Annotated in this window: 17 protein-coding genes; 12 read left to right on the top strand and 5 right to left on the bottom strand. The window is 68.0% G+C overall.

All coding sequences use genetic code 11. The features are described 5' to 3' along the window. Positions 1-39 precede the first annotated feature (39 nt). A complete protein-coding gene (locus tag RX333_RS07730) occupies positions 40-1,437 on the bottom strand; it encodes a glutamine synthetase family protein (RefSeq protein WP_316014352.1) in 1,398 nt (465 codons plus the stop codon). A 145-nt stretch (positions 1,438-1,582) separates the two neighbouring features. Between RX333_RS07730 and RX333_RS07725 the strand changes: the two genes are divergently transcribed. From RX333_RS07725 to RX333_RS07680, 10 genes are all read left to right on the top strand, one after another. Beyond that, positions 1,583-2,671, top strand: a complete 1,089-nt coding sequence (locus tag RX333_RS07725; protein ID WP_316014351.1) for a polyamine ABC transporter substrate-binding protein — start codon at positions 1,583-1,585, stop codon at positions 2,669-2,671. Continuing rightward, entirely contained in the window at positions 2,671-3,762 is a 1,092-nt protein-coding gene (locus RX333_RS07720; protein ID WP_316014350.1) for an ABC transporter ATP-binding protein, read from the top strand. The genes RX333_RS07725 and RX333_RS07720 overlap by 1 nt, the downstream gene beginning before the upstream one ends. A 94-nt stretch (positions 3,763-3,856) precedes the next feature. Beyond that, positions 3,857-4,804: an ABC transporter permease subunit gene (locus tag RX333_RS07715; protein ID WP_316014349.1), complete on the top strand. Its 948-nt coding sequence runs from the start codon at positions 3,857-3,859 to the stop codon at positions 4,802-4,804. Further along, the gene (locus RX333_RS07710; RefSeq protein ID WP_316014348.1) at positions 4,804-5,580 is read left to right on the top strand and encodes an ABC transporter permease subunit; all 777 of its coding nucleotides are present in this window, start codon (positions 4,804-4,806) and stop codon (positions 5,578-5,580) included. The genes RX333_RS07715 and RX333_RS07710 overlap by 1 nt, the downstream gene beginning before the upstream one ends. Then, entirely contained in the window at positions 5,577-5,987 is a 411-nt protein-coding gene (locus RX333_RS07705; RefSeq protein ID WP_316014347.1) for a GNAT family N-acetyltransferase, read from the top strand. The genes RX333_RS07710 and RX333_RS07705 overlap by 4 nt, the downstream gene beginning before the upstream one ends. An 11-nt stretch (positions 5,988-5,998) precedes the next feature. Beyond that, positions 5,999-6,574, top strand: a complete 576-nt coding sequence (locus tag RX333_RS07700; protein ID WP_316014346.1) for a TIGR00730 family Rossman fold protein — start codon at positions 5,999-6,001, stop codon at positions 6,572-6,574. Between the two features lie 63 nt (positions 6,575-6,637). Then, positions 6,638-7,489, top strand: coding sequence for a 3-mercaptopyruvate sulfurtransferase (sseA, locus tag RX333_RS07695; RefSeq protein WP_316014345.1), 852 nt, complete (start codon positions 6,638-6,640; stop codon positions 7,487-7,489). Then, positions 7,486-8,037 carry a GNAT family N-acetyltransferase gene (locus RX333_RS07690; protein ID WP_316014344.1) on the top strand — a complete coding sequence of 184 codons (552 nt, stop codon included), beginning with the start codon at positions 7,486-7,488 and terminating at the stop codon, positions 8,035-8,037. The genes sseA and RX333_RS07690 overlap by 4 nt, the downstream gene beginning before the upstream one ends. A gap of 12 nt (positions 8,038-8,049) precedes the next feature. Then, positions 8,050-9,240, top strand: coding sequence for an amino acid aminotransferase (locus tag RX333_RS07685; RefSeq protein ID WP_316014343.1), 1,191 nt, complete (start codon positions 8,050-8,052; stop codon positions 9,238-9,240). Further along, positions 9,240-10,172, top strand: coding sequence for an ornithine cyclodeaminase (locus RX333_RS07680; protein WP_316014342.1), 933 nt, complete (start codon positions 9,240-9,242; stop codon positions 10,170-10,172). The genes RX333_RS07685 and RX333_RS07680 overlap by 1 nt, the downstream gene beginning before the upstream one ends. A 45-nt stretch (positions 10,173-10,217) precedes the next feature. Here the strand turns inward: RX333_RS07680 and RX333_RS07675 are convergent, their stop codons facing one another. The 4 genes from RX333_RS07675 to RX333_RS07660 form a co-directional block, all read right to left on the bottom strand. After that, positions 10,218-12,992, bottom strand: coding sequence for an ATP-binding protein (locus RX333_RS07675; RefSeq protein WP_316014341.1), 2,775 nt, complete (start codon positions 12,990-12,992; stop codon positions 10,218-10,220). Position 12,993: 1 nt separating this feature from the next. Next, positions 12,994-13,218: a hypothetical protein gene (locus tag RX333_RS07670; protein ID WP_316014340.1), complete on the bottom strand. Its 225-nt coding sequence runs from the start codon at positions 13,216-13,218 to the stop codon at positions 12,994-12,996. Next, positions 13,211-13,585, bottom strand: a complete 375-nt coding sequence (locus RX333_RS07665) for a response regulator (RefSeq protein WP_316014339.1) — start codon at positions 13,583-13,585, stop codon at positions 13,211-13,213. Before RX333_RS07665 ends, RX333_RS07670 begins: the two co-directional genes overlap by 8 nt. A 101-nt stretch (positions 13,586-13,686) precedes the next feature. Continuing rightward, the gene (locus RX333_RS07660; protein ID WP_316014338.1) at positions 13,687-14,955 is read right to left on the bottom strand and encodes a helix-turn-helix domain-containing protein; all 1,269 of its coding nucleotides are present in this window, start codon (positions 14,953-14,955) and stop codon (positions 13,687-13,689) included. Between the two features lie 214 nt (positions 14,956-15,169). On the opposite strand from RX333_RS07660, the gene RX333_RS07655 reads away from it, so the two are divergent. Both RX333_RS07655 and RX333_RS07650 read left to right on the top strand, forming a co-directional pair. Then, entirely contained in the window at positions 15,170-16,531 is a 1,362-nt protein-coding gene (locus RX333_RS07655) for a substrate-binding protein (RefSeq protein ID WP_316014337.1), read from the top strand. 122 nt (positions 16,532-16,653) lie between these two features. Beyond that, positions 16,654-17,685: a branched-chain amino acid ABC transporter permease gene (locus tag RX333_RS07650; protein ID WP_316014336.1), complete on the top strand. Its 1,032-nt coding sequence runs from the start codon at positions 16,654-16,656 to the stop codon at positions 17,683-17,685. Positions 17,686-17,688: the final 3 nt, after the last annotated feature.

Here is a 17,688-nt window from a genome sequence, read left to right as displayed (position 1 = left end):
GGGAGGGGCGTTCCTGCGTTCAAACCGCGCAGCGGAGGCTTATACGTTCAACAGGAGGTGTTGGCGTTCCCAGGGGGAGATGACCTGCATGAACTGTTCGTATTCGGAGCGTTTGACGGCGGTGAACGTATCCACGAAGCCGTCGCCGAGGACGGAGCGGAGGGGCTCGCTCTCCCCAAGCGCGGTGGCCGCGTCGAGCAGGGAGAAGGGCAGGTCGCGGTCGCGGCTGTAGCTGTTGCCCTTAACCAGCACGCGCGGTTTCAGCCCTTCGGTCAGGCCCAGATAGCCGCAGGCGAGGGTGGCCGCGAGCGCGAGGTAGGGGTTGGCATCGGCGCCCGCCACGCGGTTCTCGACGCGGCGCGCGGCGGGGGTGGCGCGGGGCGAGCGCAGGCCGGTGGTGCGGTTGTCCTCGCCCCAGTCGAGATTGATCGGGGCGGACCAGCCGGGGATCAGGCGGCGGTAGGAGTTGACGTAAGGCGCGACCAGCGCGGTCGCGGCCCCGAAATATTCCTGCTGCCCGCCGACGAAGGCGTCATGCGCCTCGGTCGCGCGGCCCTCGGCGTCGGAGAAGATGTTGCCGCCCTGCGCGTCGGTCACGCTCATGTGGATGTGCATGGCCGAGCCGACCTGCTGGCCGTAGGGCTTGGCCATGAAGGTGGCGTAGGTGCCGCAGCGCAGCGCGGCCTCGCGGATCATGCGCTTGAAGAGGAACACCTCGTCGGCGAGCTTGACCGGGTCGCCGTGCAGCAGGTTGATCTCCAGCTGGGCCGGGCCGCTTTCCTGGATGATCGTGTCGATGGCGAGGTTCTGGGCGTCGGCGTAATCGTAGATCAGCTCGATCACCTCGTCATATTCGTCCACCGCCGAGAGGGAGAAGGCCTGGTTGCCGACGCTCTGCCGGCCGGAGCGGCCGACGGGCGGCTCCAGCGGGTAGTCGGGATCGGTGTTGGGCTTGACGAGGTAGAATTCCAGCTCGGGCGCCACGATCGGGAACCAGCCACGCTCGGCATAGAGGTCGACGACCCGCTTGAGCACCTGACGGGGCGCGATGCCGAAGGCGCTGCCGTCCTCGGTCTGCGCGTCGTGCATGACCTGCAGCGAGCGGTCGTTGGCCCAGGGCACCGCGCGGATCGCGCCGTAGTCCGGCGTCAGTACCAGATCGGGATCGGTGTAGAGCTGGGGGCCGACCTCCTCGGTGTAGTCGCCGTTGATCGTGGCGAAGAAGGTGGACATCGGCAGGCGCAGGCCCGGCTCGCGCAGGAACTTGGCCGCGGGCATGACCTTGCCGCGCGCGATGCCGGCGAGGTCGGGGATCACGCACTCGATCTCCTCCACCCCGTTCTCGGCCACCCACTGGCGCAGCTGGTCGAGCGCGTCCGGCGCCGCTCCGTCGATCTGCGGCGACTTGGTGAGGCTGAGCGGATTGCGGGCGGTCATGGGAAGCTCCGTGCGGTTGCGTCGCCCGTCGATCTAGCATGGGGGCGGGCCGCCCGACAGGGGGGCACACGATCCCCCTTCACAATCGGGCGGCGCGCTGCATATGCTCGGGGCGAACGATCTGCCCATCGAAAGGGGATTTCCCATGCGCAAGATGACCGCCATCGCCGTCCTTCTCGCCTCCACGCCGCTGGCCGCGGGCGCGCAGGACCGGGTCCTGAACATCTACAACTGGTCCGACTACATCGCCGAGGACACGATCGAGAAGTTCGAGGAGGAGTTCGACGCGACCGTCAACTACGACGTCTACGATTCCAACGAGGTGCTGGAGGCGCGGCTGTTCGCGGGCAATTCCGGCTTCGACATCGTGGTGCCGACCTCCGACTTCCTGCGCCGCCAGGTGGATGCGGGGATCTACCAGGAGCTGGACTACGACCTGCTGCCGAATGCCGAGAACATGGACGCGGACCTGATGGAGGCGGCGTCGGTCTATGATGCGGACAACGCCCATTCGGTGATCTACATGTGGGGCACCACCGGCATCGGCTACAACACCGCGATGGTCGAGGAGCGGCTGGGCGCGGACGCGCCGACCGACAGCTGGGCGCTGGTCTTCGACCCGGAGATCGCGGCGCAGCTCGCCGATTGCGGGATCACCATGCTCGACGCGCCAACCGAGATGATCCCGGCGGCGATGAACTATCTGGGCCTCGACCCGCGCTCCACCGATCAGGCGGACATGGAAGCGGGGGCCGAGCTGATCGAGAGCGTGCGCGAGCATGTCCGCTACTTCCACTCCTCGCAGTACATCTCGGACCTCGCGAACGGCGATGTCTGCGTCAGCGTCGGCTGGTCGGGCGACGTGTTCCAGGCGCTCTACCGTGCCGAGGAAGCGGAGAATGGCGTCGAGATCGCCTACGTGATCCCCGAGGAAGGCGCGCTGCAGTGGTTCGACCTGATGGCGATCCCGGCCGATGCCCCGAATCCGGAGCTGGCGCACGAGTTCATCAATTTCGTGATGCGGCCGGAGATCACCGCCGACATCACCAACTACGTCTGGTACGCCAACGCCAACGAAGCATCGCTGGAGCTGGTGGACGAGGAGATCACCTCCGATCCCGGCATCTTCCCCACCGAGGCCGCGTCCGAGCGGTTGTGGGCGGCGCAGGTCTACGACGCGCGGGTCGACCGCACGATCAACCGTCTGTGGACGCAGGTGAAGACCGGACAGTGATGGGCGCGCCTGCCCAGGACGCGGATGCGCCCTTCCTGCGCATCCGCAATGTCACCAAAGAGTTCGACGGCGTCACCGCCGTCGAGGACCTGTCGCTCGATATCGGGCGCAAGGAGCTGTTCTGCCTGCTGGGCGGATCGGGCTCGGGCAAGTCGACCCTGCTCAGGATGCTGGCGGGGTTCGAGACGCCCACCTCTGGCTCGATCGAGATCGAGGGGCGCGACATGGTCGGCGTCGATCCCGCCGACCGGCCCGTGAACATGATGTTCCAGAGCTACGCGCTGTTCCCGCACATGAACGTCGCCAACAACATTGCCTACGGCCTGCGCCGCGCGGGCATGGGCCGGTCCGAGCGCGAGGACCGGGTGCGCGAGATGCTGCGATTGGTGCGCATGGAGGACTATGCGAGCCGCAAGCCACACCAGATGTCGGGCGGCCAGCGGCAGCGGGTCGCGCTGGCCCGCAGCCTCGCGCGCGGGCCGAAGCTGCTGCTGCTCGACGAGCCGCTCTCGGCGCTCGACCGCAAGCTGCGCGAGGAGACGCAGTTCGAGCTGATGGATATCTTCGACCGGACCGGCACCACCTTCGTCGTCGTGACCCACGACCAGGAGGAGGCCATGACGCTCGCCACCCGGATCGGAGTGATGGATCGCGGGCGGCTGGTGCAGGTCGACACGCCACGGCGGATCTACGAGTACCCCAAGAACCGGCTGATCGCCGATTTCGTGGGCGACGTGAACCTGCTCGATGCCAGCGTCGCGGGCGAGGCGGGCCCTTGGGTCACGCTCGACTGCCCGGCCATCGGCGGCGAGGTCCATGCGCAATGCGAGGGCGCGGCGCCGCCCGTGGGCACGCCCGTCACGCTCGCCATCCGGCCCGAGAAGATCACGCTGGGTCAGGGCCATCCGGCGGTGGTCGAGGACTATGCCTATCGCGGCGGCGTCACCCGCTACCGGCTGAAGCTGCCGGGCGGCGGCACGCTCGACGTGACCCGCGCCAACCGCACCCGTGTCGGCGAGGCGGACCTGACCTGGGGCAGCCCGGTGCAGTACGACTTCGCCGCCGAGGGCGCGCTGATGCTGCGGGAGTGAGGCGCTTGGCTTTCGGATTGGCGGAAATACTCGTGTCGGACCCGTGGCAAAGGGCGCGCCATGAGTATTTGGGCCAATCCGAAGGAGCGCGCATATGAGCGTGCAGGAGACCACCGACGCCGCGGTGCGCGATCTGGCGGATGTGAGCCCGCGCCGGGGCCGCGCGCGAAGCTGGGGGGCGCGGGCTGTCATCGGGGTGCCGTTCGGCTGGCTCTTGTTGTTCTTCCTGATCCCGTTCGGGATCGTGTTCCTGATCTCGCTGGGGACCTACGCTTTCGGGCAGCCGCCCTATGAGCCCGCGTTCCGGTGGGAGGGCTGGCGGCCGGTCTGGCAGGGCAGTTTCGACAATTACGTCTTCCTGACCACCGACAGCCTCTACGTGAACGCCTATCTCGGCTCGGTGCTGATCGCAGGCGGGGCGACGGTGCTGTGCCTGCTGGTCGCCTGGCCGATGGCCTGGGTTATCGCGCGGGCGGAGCCGCGCTGGCGCAACATCCTGCTGATGCTGGTGATCCTGCCGTTCTGGACCTCGTCGCTGCTGCGCATCTACGCGTTGATGGGGATGCTGCGGCAGGGGGGCATCATCAACTCGGTGCTGCTCTGGTCCGGGATCATCGACAGCCCGATCCAGATGTTGCAGACCGATTTCGCGGTCTATCTGACCATCGTCTTCACCTACCTGCCGCTGATGGTGCTGCCGCTCTATTCCACGCTGGAAAAGCTCGACGGCGCGCTTCTGGAGGCGGCGGCGGATCTGGGGGCGCGGGGCTGGCAGACCTTCTGGACGGTGACGCTGCCCTTGAGCCTGCCGGGAATCGTGGCGGGGTGCCTGCTGGTCTTCATTCCGGCGGTCGGGGAGTTCGTGATCCCCAACCTCGTCGGCGCGCAGGACAGTCCGATGATCGGCGACGTACTGTGGCGGGAATATTTCAACAACCGCGACTGGCCGGTGGCGAGCGCCGTGGCCATCGTCATGCTGGTGCTGCTGGTCGTGCCGTTCATGCTCTTGCGAAACTCCTCGGCATTGAAGGGAGAGGCGTGATGCTGCGGGTGTTGGCGCTGGTGGGCTTCGCGCTGCTCTACGTGCCGCTCGCGGTGCTGGTGATCTATTCGTTCAACGCCTCCTCGCTGGTCAGCGTCTGGGGCGGCTGGTCGACGCGTTGGTATGGGGAGCTGTGGTCGAACGAGCAGGTGATCGGGGCGGCGCTGGTCTCGCTTCAGGTCGCGGTGCTGGCGGCGACGGTGGGCACCGCCTTCGGCACGGTGATCGGCTATGTGCTGAGCCGGTTCGGCGGCTTCCGGCTACGGACCATGTTCACGGCGATGGCGACCGCGCCGATCGTGATGCCGGAGGTGGTGACGGGGATCTCGCTGCTGTTCCTGTTCATCACGATGGAGCAGTGGTTCGGCTGGCCCGAGGGGCGGTCGGTGCTGACCATCGTGATCGCGCACGCGACCTTCGGCATGGCCTTCGTGGCGGTGGTGATCCAGGCGCGGCTTGCGGGGTTCGACCGCTCGATCGAGGAGGCGGCACGGGATCTGGGGGGGCGGCCGCTCGGCATCTTCTTCGGGATCACGCTGCCGGTGATCGCGCCTGCCGTGGTGTCGGGGTGGCTCTTGGCGTTCACGCTGAGCCTCGATGACCTGGTGATCGCGAGTTTCGTGAGCGGGCAGGGATCGTCCACGCTGCCGATGGTGATCTATTCCAAGGTGCGGCTGGGGGTGAGCCCGGATGTCAACGCGCTCGGCACCATCGTCATCGGCATCGTGGCGCTGTGCCTGATCGCGGTGGCGGCGCTGTCGGGGCGGAAGCGGTGACGGGCTGGACGCTGTCGTCCGATGCTCCGCCTGTGAATGAGGCGATGCGCCTGCGCGCGGTGACGGGTTGGGGTGCGCCGGATGCGGAGGTGCTGCGCCGGGCTCTCGATGGCTCGGACCTGCATGTGGTCGCGCGCGATGCCGAGGGCGCGCTGATCGGCATGGCGCGGGTCGTGGGGGACGGGGCGCTCTATTTCTACGTGCAGGACGTGATCGTCTCGGAGAGTTGGCGCGGTCGCGGTGTCGCGCGGGCGATGGTGGCCGATCTGGTCGCGCGGGTTCGCGAGGAGCCGGGGCGGTGCCTCGGCCTGCTTGCCGTGGCGGGGCTGGAGGGGTTCTACGAGAGTCTCGGCTTCCAGCGTCGGCCCGACGGGCGGTTCGGGGCCGGGATGATGCTGTTTACCTGAAGGAGACTTTTATGGATGTGTGCGTGTTCTGCGGGTCGCGGGATGGAGCCAGGCCCGAATACGGTGCGGCGGCGGATGCGGCGGGTCGGGCCATCGCCGCGCGGGGGCGGCTGGTCTATGGCGGAGGCAAGGTCGGGCTGATGGGGCGGGTCGCGGATGCGGCGCTCGATGCGGGGGGCGAGGTGCTGGGCATCATGCCGCGCGCGCTGGTCGAGGCGGAGATCGCGCATGACGGGCTGACCCGGCTGATGACGGTCGAGACCATGCATGAGCGCAAGGCGGCGATGGCCTCCGAATCCGATGCGTTCCTGACGCTGCCGGGCGGGATGGGGACCTTCGAGGAGATCTTCGAGCAGATCACCTGGGCGCAGCTCGGCATCCATGCGAAGCCCTGCGGGTTCCTGAATGTCGGGGGCTATTACGATCCGCTCAAGGCGATGATCGACCGTGTGGTCGAGGAGGGCTTCATGCGGGCGGAGTATCGCGACATGCTGGTCTTCGGTGAGGAGATCGAGGCGGTGCTGGACGCCTTCGCCGCGCATGAGCCGCCCGCGCCGAAATGGAGCGAGCGGCCGGTCAAGCCCTGATCGCTTGAACCGGTGCGGCGCGCGCGGTAAGCCTGCGCGCAGATTGCCGAAGGGATATGCGACATGGCGACGGGCGAGACGGGCGACCTGGTCAGCACGGAGTGGCTGGCGAAGCATCTGAACGCGCCGGATGTGCGCATTCTCGACGCGAGCTGGTATCTGCCCGCCGAGGGCCGCGATCCGAAGGCGGAGTATCTGGACGAGCACATCCCGGGCGCACGCTTCTTCGATATCGACGAGATCTCGGACAGCGCGTCGGACCTGCCGCACATGGCCCCGCCGGTGGAGAAATTCGTCAGCCGCATCCGCGCGATGGGCATCGGCGACGGGCACAAGGTCATCGTCTATGACAGCGCGGGGCTGTTCTCGGCGGCACGGGTCTGGTGGCTGTTCCGGCTGATGGGCAAGACGGACGTGGCCGTGCTCGACGGCGGGTTGCCGAAGTGGAAGGCGGAAGGTCACCCGGTCGAGGACGACGAGCCGGTGATGCGCGATCGCCACTTCACCGCGCGGCGCGATGCGAGCCGGGTGCGCGACGTCACGCAGGTGGCGGCGCAGGTGAAGCTGGGACAGGAACAGATCGTGGATGCGCGATCGCCCGCCCGGTTCCGGGGCGAGGAGGCGGAGGCGCGGGCCGGTCTGCGCTCGGGCCACATTCCCGGTTCGATGAACGTGCATTACGCGACGCTGTTGAACGAGGACGGCACGCTGAAGGAGGCGGATGCGCTGCGCGCGGCCTTCGAGGGGGCGGGGGTCGATCTGGACCGGCCGGTGATCACCACCTGCGGGTCGGGCATCACGGCGGCGGTGCTGGCGCTGGGCCTGTCGGTGCTGGGGCATCGGCAGGTAGCGCTCTACGATGGATCGTGGACCGAGTGGGGCATGTACCCGGACCTGAAGGTCGCGACCGGATGAGGTACGAGGCCGGGCAGGAGGCGCCCTATACCGTCACCTTCCTCGAAATGACCGAGCGCCCCGACTATCCGCGCCCGCCCGCGCCCGTCGGCGCGCCCGTCGCGCTGATGAAGGCGGAGAACCCGCCGGTGCGCTATTTCCTCGACCTCTATCGCGGTGTCGGGGAGGCCTATGAGTGGATGGACCGGGTCGAGCAGCGCCGCGAGGAGGTTGCCGAATATGTCGGCGATCCGAACGTGCATCTCTACACGTTGATGCGCGACGGGTGGCCCGCCGGGTTCTTCCAGCTCGATTTCCGCGAGGCGGGGGTCTGCGATCTGGCCTATTTCGGGTTGATGCCCGAGGTGGTGGGGCAGGGGCTGGGCGGCTGGCTGCTCAAGACCGCGATCCATGCCGGCTGGGACGGGCCGGGGGTCGCCCGCATGACCGTGAACACCTGCACGCTCGACCATCCGCGGGCCTTGCAGATGTACCAGAAGATGGGCTTCGTGCCCTATGACCAGCGCGAGGCGACCCGCATCCTGAGCGCGCCGCGCGACATTCCCTGAAGGACGAGAGAGATGTTCAACACGCTGCCCGAGCCCAAGCCCGATGCGATCATCGCGCTGATCCAGGCCCATGCGGAGGATCCCCGCGCGGACAAGATCGACCTCGGGGTCGGGGTCTACAAGGATGGCGAGGGCCGCACGCCGGTGATGCGGTCGGTCAAGGAGGCGGAGCGGCGGCTCTTGGAGCGGCAGGACACCAAGACCTACACCAAGCTGACAGGCAATCCCGACTTCGTGGAGGGCATGCAGACGCTGGTGCTGGGCGCGGATCGCGGCGGGCTGGCCGCGCGGCTGACCGGGGCGCAGGCGCCGGGCGGCACGGGGGCGCTGCGGGTGCTGTTCGATCTGACGTTGCGCGCGAATCCGCAAGCGCGGTTCTGGTATTCGGCCCCGAGCTGGCCGAACCATGCGGCCATGCTCGCCAATCTGGACGTTCCCGCCGACACCTATCCCTATTTCGACGCGGAGACGCGGGGCGTCGATTTCGACGCGATGATCGCGAAGCTCGACGGTTTGGGTGCGGGCGACGTGGTCATCCTGCATGGCTGCTGCCACAACCCGACCGGCGCGAACCTGACGCAGGAGCAGTGGGAGCGGGTTACGGAGAGTGCGGTCAGCAAGGGCTGGATGCCGCTGGTGGACTTCGCCTACCAGGGCCTCGGCGACGGGCTGGAGGAGGATGCCGAGGGCGTGCGGCACATGGCGTCCCGCATGTCGCGCATGATGATCGCGACCTCGTGTTCCAAGAATTTCGGCCTCTACCGCGACCGGGCGGGCTGCGCCATCGTGCTGTGCGAGGGCGCGGGCGAGGTGCCCAATGTCACCGCGACGCTGGCGAGCGTGAACCGGCTGCTCTATTCCTTCGCCCCCGATCATCCGGCCTCGGTGGTGGCGGAGATCCTGAACGACGCGGAGCTGCGCGCCGACTGGGAGGCGGAGCTGGGCGAGATGCGCGCGCGGATCAACGAGCTGCGCACCGGGCTGGCGGAGGCGCTGCGGCAGGAGACCAACTCTGACGAGTTCGACTTCGTGGCCGAGCATCGGGGCATGTTCTCCCGCCTCGGGGTGTCGGAGGAGGTCGTGAAGGCCATGCGCGCGGATGCGGGTATCTACATGGTCAACGACAGCCGTATGAACATCGCCGGGCTGAAGGCGGACCGGCTGCGCGATTTCGCCCGCGCGGTGGTGGCCGCGCGCGGCTGATGGGGGCGCTGCCCTATATCACGGCGGGCGATGCGGGGCCCGAGGACTGGGTCGCCATCGCCGACGCGCTGGAGGCAGGGCATCGCGGGCCGCAGCCCGAGGTCGGCGACACCTTCCTGCACCGGGGCGAGGACACGCTGCTCAGCCGGTCGGCCTGGATCGACGGGCTGGGTGTCGGCGTGAAGTCGGTCACGGTGATGCCGGGCAACGCCGCCGAGGGGCGGCCGACGGTGCAGGGGGCGATGCTGGTCTTCGACGATGCGAGCGGCGCGCCCGCCGCTTTGATCGACAACGCGCTGATCACCCGGTGGAAGACGGCGGGCGACTCGGTTCTGGGCGCGCGGTTGCTGGCGCGGGCGGATGCGCGGCATCTGCTGATCCTGGGCGCGGGCAACGTGGCAGAGAGCCTGATCGCGGCCTATCCGGCGGTGCTGCCGGGGATCGAGCGGATCACGGTGTGGAACCGCAGCCCCGAACGGGCCGAGGCGCTGGCCGCGCGGCATTCGCATATCCGCGTCGCGGACAGCCTCGACGCGGCGGTGGCGGAGGCGGATATCGTCGCGACCACCACGATGAGCCGGGAGCCGGTGCTGCCGGGGCAGGCGCTGACGCCGGGGACGCATGTGGATCTGATCGGCGCGTTCACCGACCGGATGCGCGAGGCGGACGACGCGACGCTGCGCCGGGGCCGGATCTTCGTCGACAGCTACGATACCACGATCGAGCATATCGGAGAGCTGACGATCCCGCTGGCCGAGGGCACCATCGCGCGCACGGACGTTCTGGGCGACATGCGCGCACTGGTGGCGGGCACGGCAGGCCGACGCTCGGACGACGAGATCACCGTCTTCAAGAACGGCGGCGGGGCACATCTGGACCTGATGGTCGCGCGATTGATTCTCGATCGCGTGAAACTTGCCGGGAACCTTTGATCCTCTGTCCCGTTGTTGGACTACATTGGAGGATGAAAGGAATATTCAATGCGCAGCATCATCTATCTCGTCGGCCTGGTCGTGGTCGTTCTCGCCGTTCTGGCCCTGCTCGGCATCGTCTGAGCCTGACATGACCGATTCCGGCGGTGTTGCGTAATGCCGGTTGAGAGTTACGAGGAAACTGGCGCCCGGACCCGTCCCTGAAGCGGAGGGTTCGAGCGTCAGATCGCCGCCGAGATTGCGCATGATCTCACGGCTGATCGGCAGGCCCAGCCCGGCACTGCCTGCAAGGGTCTGATGGCCCAGACGGGTGAACTTCTCGAAAATGCGATCCCGATCCGCCTCGGCCACGCCGGGGCCGGTATCCATTATGCGGACCGCGACCCGGTCGCTGTCGACCCGCGTGTCGAGCGCGAGGCGGGCGCGCTCTCCCCGTCCGTATTTCACCGCATTCGTCATCACATTGATGAAGACCTGCGCCAGCCGGTCGCGGTCGGCTGCGACGATCACGTCCTCGTCTCCGGTGCGGGTCAGCGCGAAACCCGCGCCGCGCAGTTGCGGCTCGACCGTCGCGAGGGCTGTGTCGAGCACCTCGCGCAGCGCCACGGGGCCGCGGGGCAAGGCGGCCTGGCCGGTTTCGAGGACGGAGAGGTCCAGGATCTCGTCGAGCAGGCGGGTCAGGCGCTGGCTTTCCTCGTGGATGATCGAGACGAAGCGGCGCGACTGTTCGGGCGCGAGGCCGTCATCCTCGCGCAGGATCTCGGCGAAGGAGCGCACGGAGGTCATCGGCGTGCGCAGCTCATGGCTGACCTGGCTGAGGAAGGCGTCCTTCTGCTCGGCCAGCGCATGCAGGCGCGCGTTGGCGTGGCGCAGCTGGGTGGCGGTCTCCTCCAGCTCGCGGCTCTTCTGTTCGAGCCGGTGGGAATATTCGACGATCTGCGCCGTCTCGTCGGCCATGCGCATCAGCTCGCGGATCGAGACGGTGCCGTGCCCGCCGATCTGGCTGACCATCGCGTGCGCCGATGCGGCGCCGATGGCCCCGGTCAGCGCGCGTTCGAGCCGCGCGGTCAGGTCGGGGGAGGGGTCGGGCAGGCCGCCTGGCTTGCCCTGCGCGCGGGCAGTCTCGTGGAACAGGGCCCAGGCGCGGTCGCGGCCAAGGATGCGTTGGGCGAGCTCGAACAGGTCCTCGGACTTGGCGCTGCCGCGCAGGCCGATATCGCCCCGATCACCGATCTGGAAGATGTCGGTGAAGAGCTTGGCCTGGAGCTGTTCGAGGTCGGAAGGCCGCGACAGCAGCGAGACGACGATGAGCGCGAGGCAATTGAGTCCCAGCGACCAGAATGTCGCGTGCACCAGGGGATCGGCGATGTTCGAGCCGAAGAGGTCGCGCGGGGCGAGCCAGGCCTGCCCGAACGGGCCATTCGCGATGACCGCGTCCGACAGCAGGACCGCGCCCTCGAAGCTGGGCAGGAACAGCGTGTAGGCCCAGAGCGCGAAGCCGGTGATGACGGCGGCGAGCGCCCCGGTCCGCGTGGCCCCGCGCCAGTAGAGACCGGCCAGCACGCTCGGCATGAATTGTGCCACGCCGAGGAAGGCGATCAGGCCGATGGAGGCCAGCGCCTCGGACCCGCCGGTGGCGCGGAAGTAGATGTAGCCGAGCGCCACGATCCCGACGATGGCCGCGCGGCGCGAGATCAGCAGCATCTGGCGCACGTCGCCGCTGCTGGCCGGAGCGGGCCGCGCGCGGCGCAGCCAGAGCGGCAGGACGATGTGGTTGGAGATCATCGTCGACAGCGCGATGGCCGCGACGATCACCATCGAGGTCGCCGCCGAGAAGCCGCCGAGAAAGGCGATCAGCGCAAGCGTGCCGTTGCCGGTGCTCAGTGGCACGGAGAGCACGTAGAGATCCGGGTTCGCGCCCGCGGGCAGCACCGTCATGCCCGCGATGGCGATGGGCAGCACGAAGAGCGAGATCAGCAGCAGATAGGCCGGGAACGCCCAGGAGGCGGTGGCGAGATAGCGCTCGTCCACGTTCTCCACCACCGCGACCTGGAACATGCGCGGCAGGCAGATGACGGCGGTGGCGGCGAGGAAGATCAGCGTGATCCAGCGCGGGCCGAAGATGTCGCGCTGCATCAGCTGGGCATCCGGCAGGCGGGCGAAGATATCGGCGGGGCCGTCGGCGATGCCAAAGACGACGAAGAGGCCGACCGAGGTGAGGGCCACGAGCTTGACGATCGCCTCCAGCGCGATGGCGGTCACGACGCCGTAATGCTGCTCGTTCGCGTCGACATGGCGGGTGCCGAACAGGATGGTGAAGGCGGCGAGCCCGCAGGCGATCCAGAAGGAGATGCGGGTGGGCTGCGCGGCCTCGTCCGCAAAGAGGGAAAAGCTCAGCGACAGCGATTGCAGTTGCAGCGCGATGTAAGGTGTCGAGGCGATGACGGCGATCAGGGTGACGACGACGCCGATCCCGGTGCTCTTGCCATAGCGGGCGGAGAGCATGTCGGCGATGGAGGTGGTGCGCTGTTCGCGCGCGATGCGCACCAGCTTGCGCAGCACGGTCCACCAGGCGAGGAAGGTCAGGGTGGGGCCGAGGTAGATCGCGGCGAATTCCAGCCCCGACCGCGCGGCGGAGCCGACCGCACCGTAATAGGTCCATGCCGTGCAGTAGACCGAGAGCGACAGCGTGTAGACCCACGGGTTGCGCAGCCAGCCGAAGCGGCCCGCCCGCGCCCGCCGCTCGGCCCAGAAGGCGACGAGGAACAAGAGCGCGGCGTAGGCGAAGCACGACAGGACGATGCTGTTCCAGCTGGGCATCTCAACGCTCCGGCGGCGGGGGGACGTCCAGCAGGCGCGACAGGCGCCAGATCGCGAGGATACCGACGAGCCAGCTGCCAAAGAGCCATAGTACGATCAGCGGCACGCCCGCGATGCGGATCGGCGCGGCGAAGAGACCGATGACGGGCGGCAGCATGGTGATCGCGCCCAAGAGCGGCAGCAGCACGGCCGCGTCGTAGCGGCGGCGGCGGGCGCGCTCAGCCATCCAGGCCCGCGAGGCGGCGCGCAGCGGCCACGATCTCGGCATTGGAGAAGGGCTTGGTCATGAAGAGATCGGCGCCGAGCTGCCCGGCCTCGTCCCGGTCGCGGGCCTGACCCTTGGCCGTCAGCATCAGGACGGGCGTCGCGCCGAGGCGGTCATGCGCGCGCAGGTCGCGCAGCACGTCGAAGCCGGACTGGTTGGGCAGCATCACGTCGAGGATCATCACGTCGGGGGTCGTCCGCTCGGCCTCGCGCAGGGCGCGCGCGCCGTCGGGCACGGTCGAGACGTCGAACCCGTCGCGGCGCAACAGGAAGGCGAGCGATTCGACGATATTCGTCTCATCCTCGACGATCAGGACACGTTTCGACATCTTTCCTCCCGGCCCCCCGCGGGCGCGCCTCTGCCGGGCGCTGTCCTTTGCAGGTTGCGAACGATCCTAGCGGGCGGGGTGGCGCGGGCGCAAGCGGCGCGTCAGCGCGCCAGCAATTGCGGCGCGATGCGGTCGGCGCAGTCGGTGCGTGCGCAGAGGCGACAGCCGGGACCGGCGGCAACCTCGCGGCGCTGATGGGTCAGATAGCGCGGTTCCGATCCCGGCGGGACCAGCAGCATCGTCGCCTCGACGCGCGGCGGCTCGTCCATCGCGCGGGGCGGGGCCTGCGTCGCCGTGACGATGGCCAGCGTCTCGCGCCGGCCCGGCTGCGCGATCGTGGCCGCGAAGGTGTCGCCCGGCATCCGCAGGGCGGCGAAGAGCGGCAGCCGCGCGCAGGGCGAGACCTGGCGCGGAATCGGCCAGTCGGGAAGCGGACGGCGCAGGAGAAGTTGACCCGCGCCGTTGACGCTCATCAATCCCGGAGCATCGGGCGCGGCGCGAAAGGCGAGGCGGCGCATCAGGGCCGGGACATCCACGTCCTGATCGGCGGCATGGCGGACGAGGTCGATGGGCGCGGTTTCGTCCGGCAGGGCAATGGCCGCATCGGCCTTCCAGCGATCGAGCCAGTCGCGCAGCAGCTCGGCAACCGCGCCGCGCGCACCCGATCGCGCGATGATCGCGGCGACCGCGACGCGATCCTCCGCGAGATCGGGAAAGTCGTATCGTGCCTCGTCGAGCAGACGGGCGACCTCCTCCTCGGGCGTCACGGTCGGGGTTTCGGATGTGACCGCACGATCGAAATAGTCGGTGAGCGCGCCCGCGACCTCGCTCAGGCGCTGACTTTCGTCATGGATGGCGCGGGTGAAACGGCGGCGCTGCGGCGGGTCGATATCGTCGACCGAAGCGAGAATCGACGCGGTGGAGCGGATGGCGGTGATCGAGGTCAGCATCTCGTGCAGGTCGCGTTGCAGCACGGGGTCGTGGGTCAGCCGGTCCGACAGGGCCTCGATCGCGCCGCGCTGGGCGTGGCCGGTGCGGTCGAGCGTGGCGATCACCTGCGCCCAGCCGGGATAGCGGCCGACGAATTCCTCGACGGCGTCGAGCTCGGGCGCGTGCACGGGAAGGTCGGCCGCGGCCTCACGCAGCGCAGAGACGAGGCCGAGCGCCGCGCCTTCCCCGAGATCGGCGGGCGCGAGGTCGAGCGCACGGGCGAGCGCGCTGAGCACCCGGCCCGCGACGGGGCGGCGATTGTGCTCGATGAGGTTGAGATAGGAGGGCGAGATGTCCGCAGCCTTGGCGAGTGCGGCCTGCGTCAGGCCGAGCGTGCGCCGTCTCTCGCGGATGCGGACGCCTGCAAAGGACCGGCTCATAAGGGAAATTTCCTTTCGTCTGGGGCGCCTGCTGCGCTGCAATGTAAGTTAATTTACAACTGAACCGATATAGTGTGTCAATAATTTACAAAAAAACACAGCGTCGTCAGACAGTTGTTGCTTTGTTGACATGGCGGGCCAAGAATGACGCCGGGTCATGTGATGGCGCGAAAGACGCCGCGATGCCCCGAACCGACACTTAGGGAGGAACCTCATGTCGAAGACGAACTTCAGCCGCCGTGGCGTGCTCAAGACCGGCGCGGTGGTCGGTGGCGCACTCGCCACCCCGACCATCTTCACCGGCTCCGCGCGGGCCTTCACCAACGAACCGGGCGACAGCACCGTCACCCTGGGCTTCAACGTGCCGCAGTCCGGCCCCTATGCGGACGAGGGCGCGGACGAGCTGCGCGCGTTCGAGCTCGCCGTCGAGCACCTCAACGGTGAGGGCGATGGCGGGATGATGCAGACCTTCTCCAGCCAGGCGCTGGAAGGCAACGGCATCCTGGGCCGTCGCGTCGAGTACGTGACCGGCGACACGCAGACCAAGTCCGACGCCGCGCGCGCATCCGCCCGCTCGATGATCGAGAAGGACGGCGCGATCATGGTCTCCGGCGGCTCGTCCTCCGGCGTGGCCGTGGCCGTGCAGGCGCTGTGCCAGGAGGCGGGCGTCATCTTCATGGCGGGTCTGACCCACTCCAACGACACGACCGGCAAGGACAAGAAGGCCAACGGCTTCCGCCACTTCTTCAACTCCTACATGTCGGGTGCCGCGCTGGCGCCGATCCTGGCCGAGCAGTACGGCACGGACCGCAAGGCCTATCACCTGACCGCCGACTACAACTGGGGCTACACGACCCAGGAGGCCGTCCAGTCCTCGACCGAGGCGCTGGGCTGGGAGACCGTGAACTCGGTGCTGACCCCGCTGACGCAGACGGACTTCTCGTCCTATATCGCGCCGGTCCTCAACTCGGGTGCGGACGTGCTGGTCCTGAACCACTACGGCGGCAACATGGTCAACTCGCTGACCAACGCCGTCCAGTTCGGCCTGCGCGAGGCCCAGGCCAACGGCAAGCAGTTCGAGATCGTCGTGCCGCTCTACTCGGAGCTGATGGCACGCGGTGCGGGCGCCAACATCAAGGGCATCCTCGGCTCCCAGAACTGGGACTGGAAGCTGGAGAACGAGCTGGGCGATCGCTATTCGGGCACCAATGCCTTCGTGCGGTCCTTCGGCGAGAAGTACGGCTTCCCGCCCAGCCAGGCGGCGCATACCTGCTACGTGCAGACGCTGCTCTATGCCGATGCGGTCACGCGGGCCAACAGCTTCAACCCGTGCGACGTGGTCGAGGCGCTGGAAGGGTTCGAGTTCGACGGTCTGGGCAACGGCCCGACCCTCTACCGTGCCGACGATCACCAGTGCTTCAAGGACGTGGTCGTGGTGCGGGGCAAGGAGAACCCCGAGAACGAGTACGACCTGGTTGAGATCGTCAAGGTCACGCCGACCGAAGAGGTCACCTACGAGCCGGATCACCCGCAGTTCGAGGGTGGCGAGCTGGGAACCTGCAACCCGGGCGCATAAGCGCTTCGCCGCATCCCACGGGACCGGGCGCCATGCGCGCCCGGCCCCTTTCCACGCTGGTCGCACAGTAGATTCGTCCGCAGTCCCGCCCGGCACCACACGGGCCACCGGAGAGTAGAGCCATGGACGCGATAATCCTTCAAATCCTCAACGGTCTGGACAAGGGGTCGGCCTATGCGCTGATCGCCCTGGGCCTGACCCTGATCTTCGGGACGCTGGGCGTCGTGAACTTCGCGCATGGCGCGCTGTTCATGATCGGCGCGTTCTGTGCCGTGACCTTCCAGCGGCTCTTGTCGTGGAGCACCAAGGTCGTCGACGAGACGCGGACCGACTTCCTCGGCAACCCGTTGCAGGTCGACGTCTACGTGATGCAGAGCTGGTTCGGCGACGAGGTCGGACAGGCGATCATCAACTGGTCCGTGCCGCTGGCCATCCTGTTCGCGATCCCCGTCATGGCGCTGATCGGCGTGGTGATGGAGCGCGGGCTGATAAAGCATTTCTACAAGCGCCCGCACGCGGACCAGATCCTCGTGACCTTCGGCCTGGCCATCGTGCTGCAGGAGATCGTCAAGGCATTCTACGGCGCGAACCCGATCCAGACGCCCGCGCCGCCCGCGCTGTCGGGCGTGTTCGATTTCGGCGTTCTGCTCGGCTTCGACCCGTTCACCATCACCTATCCCTACTGGCGCCTGATCTACTTCGTCTTCGCGGCCGTGCTGATCGGCGGGGTCTTCGCCTTCCTGCGCTACACCACCTTCGGGATGGTCGTGCGCGCAGGCATGGCGGACCGGGAGACGGTGGGCCTGCTCGGCATCAACATCGACAAGCGCTTCACCATCATGTTCGCGATCGCCGCCTGCGTGGCGGGTCTGGCGGGCGTGATGTACGCGCCGATCAACGCGCCGAACTACCACATGGGGATGGATTTCCTCGTGCTGAGCTTCGTCGTGGTGGTCGTCGGCGGGATGGGCAGCCTTCCGGGCGCGGTGCTGGCGGGGTTCCTGCTGGGCATCCTCGAAAGCTTCGCCTCGATCCCCGCCGTGATCGACGTCATTCCCGGCATCAACCAGATCATCATCTATCTGGTTGCCATCGCCATCCTTCTCACCCGACCGCGCGGCCTGATGGGACGTGCCGGTGTCATGGAGGACTGATCC

It is taken from the genome of Roseobacter sp. HKCCA0434 (assembly GCF_032464675.1).
Lineage (GTDB): Bacteria > Pseudomonadota > Alphaproteobacteria > Rhodobacterales > Rhodobacteraceae > Pontivivens.
The sequence above is the reverse complement of the archived record's forward strand: the minus strand, read 5'-3'. Positions and strand labels throughout refer to the sequence as shown.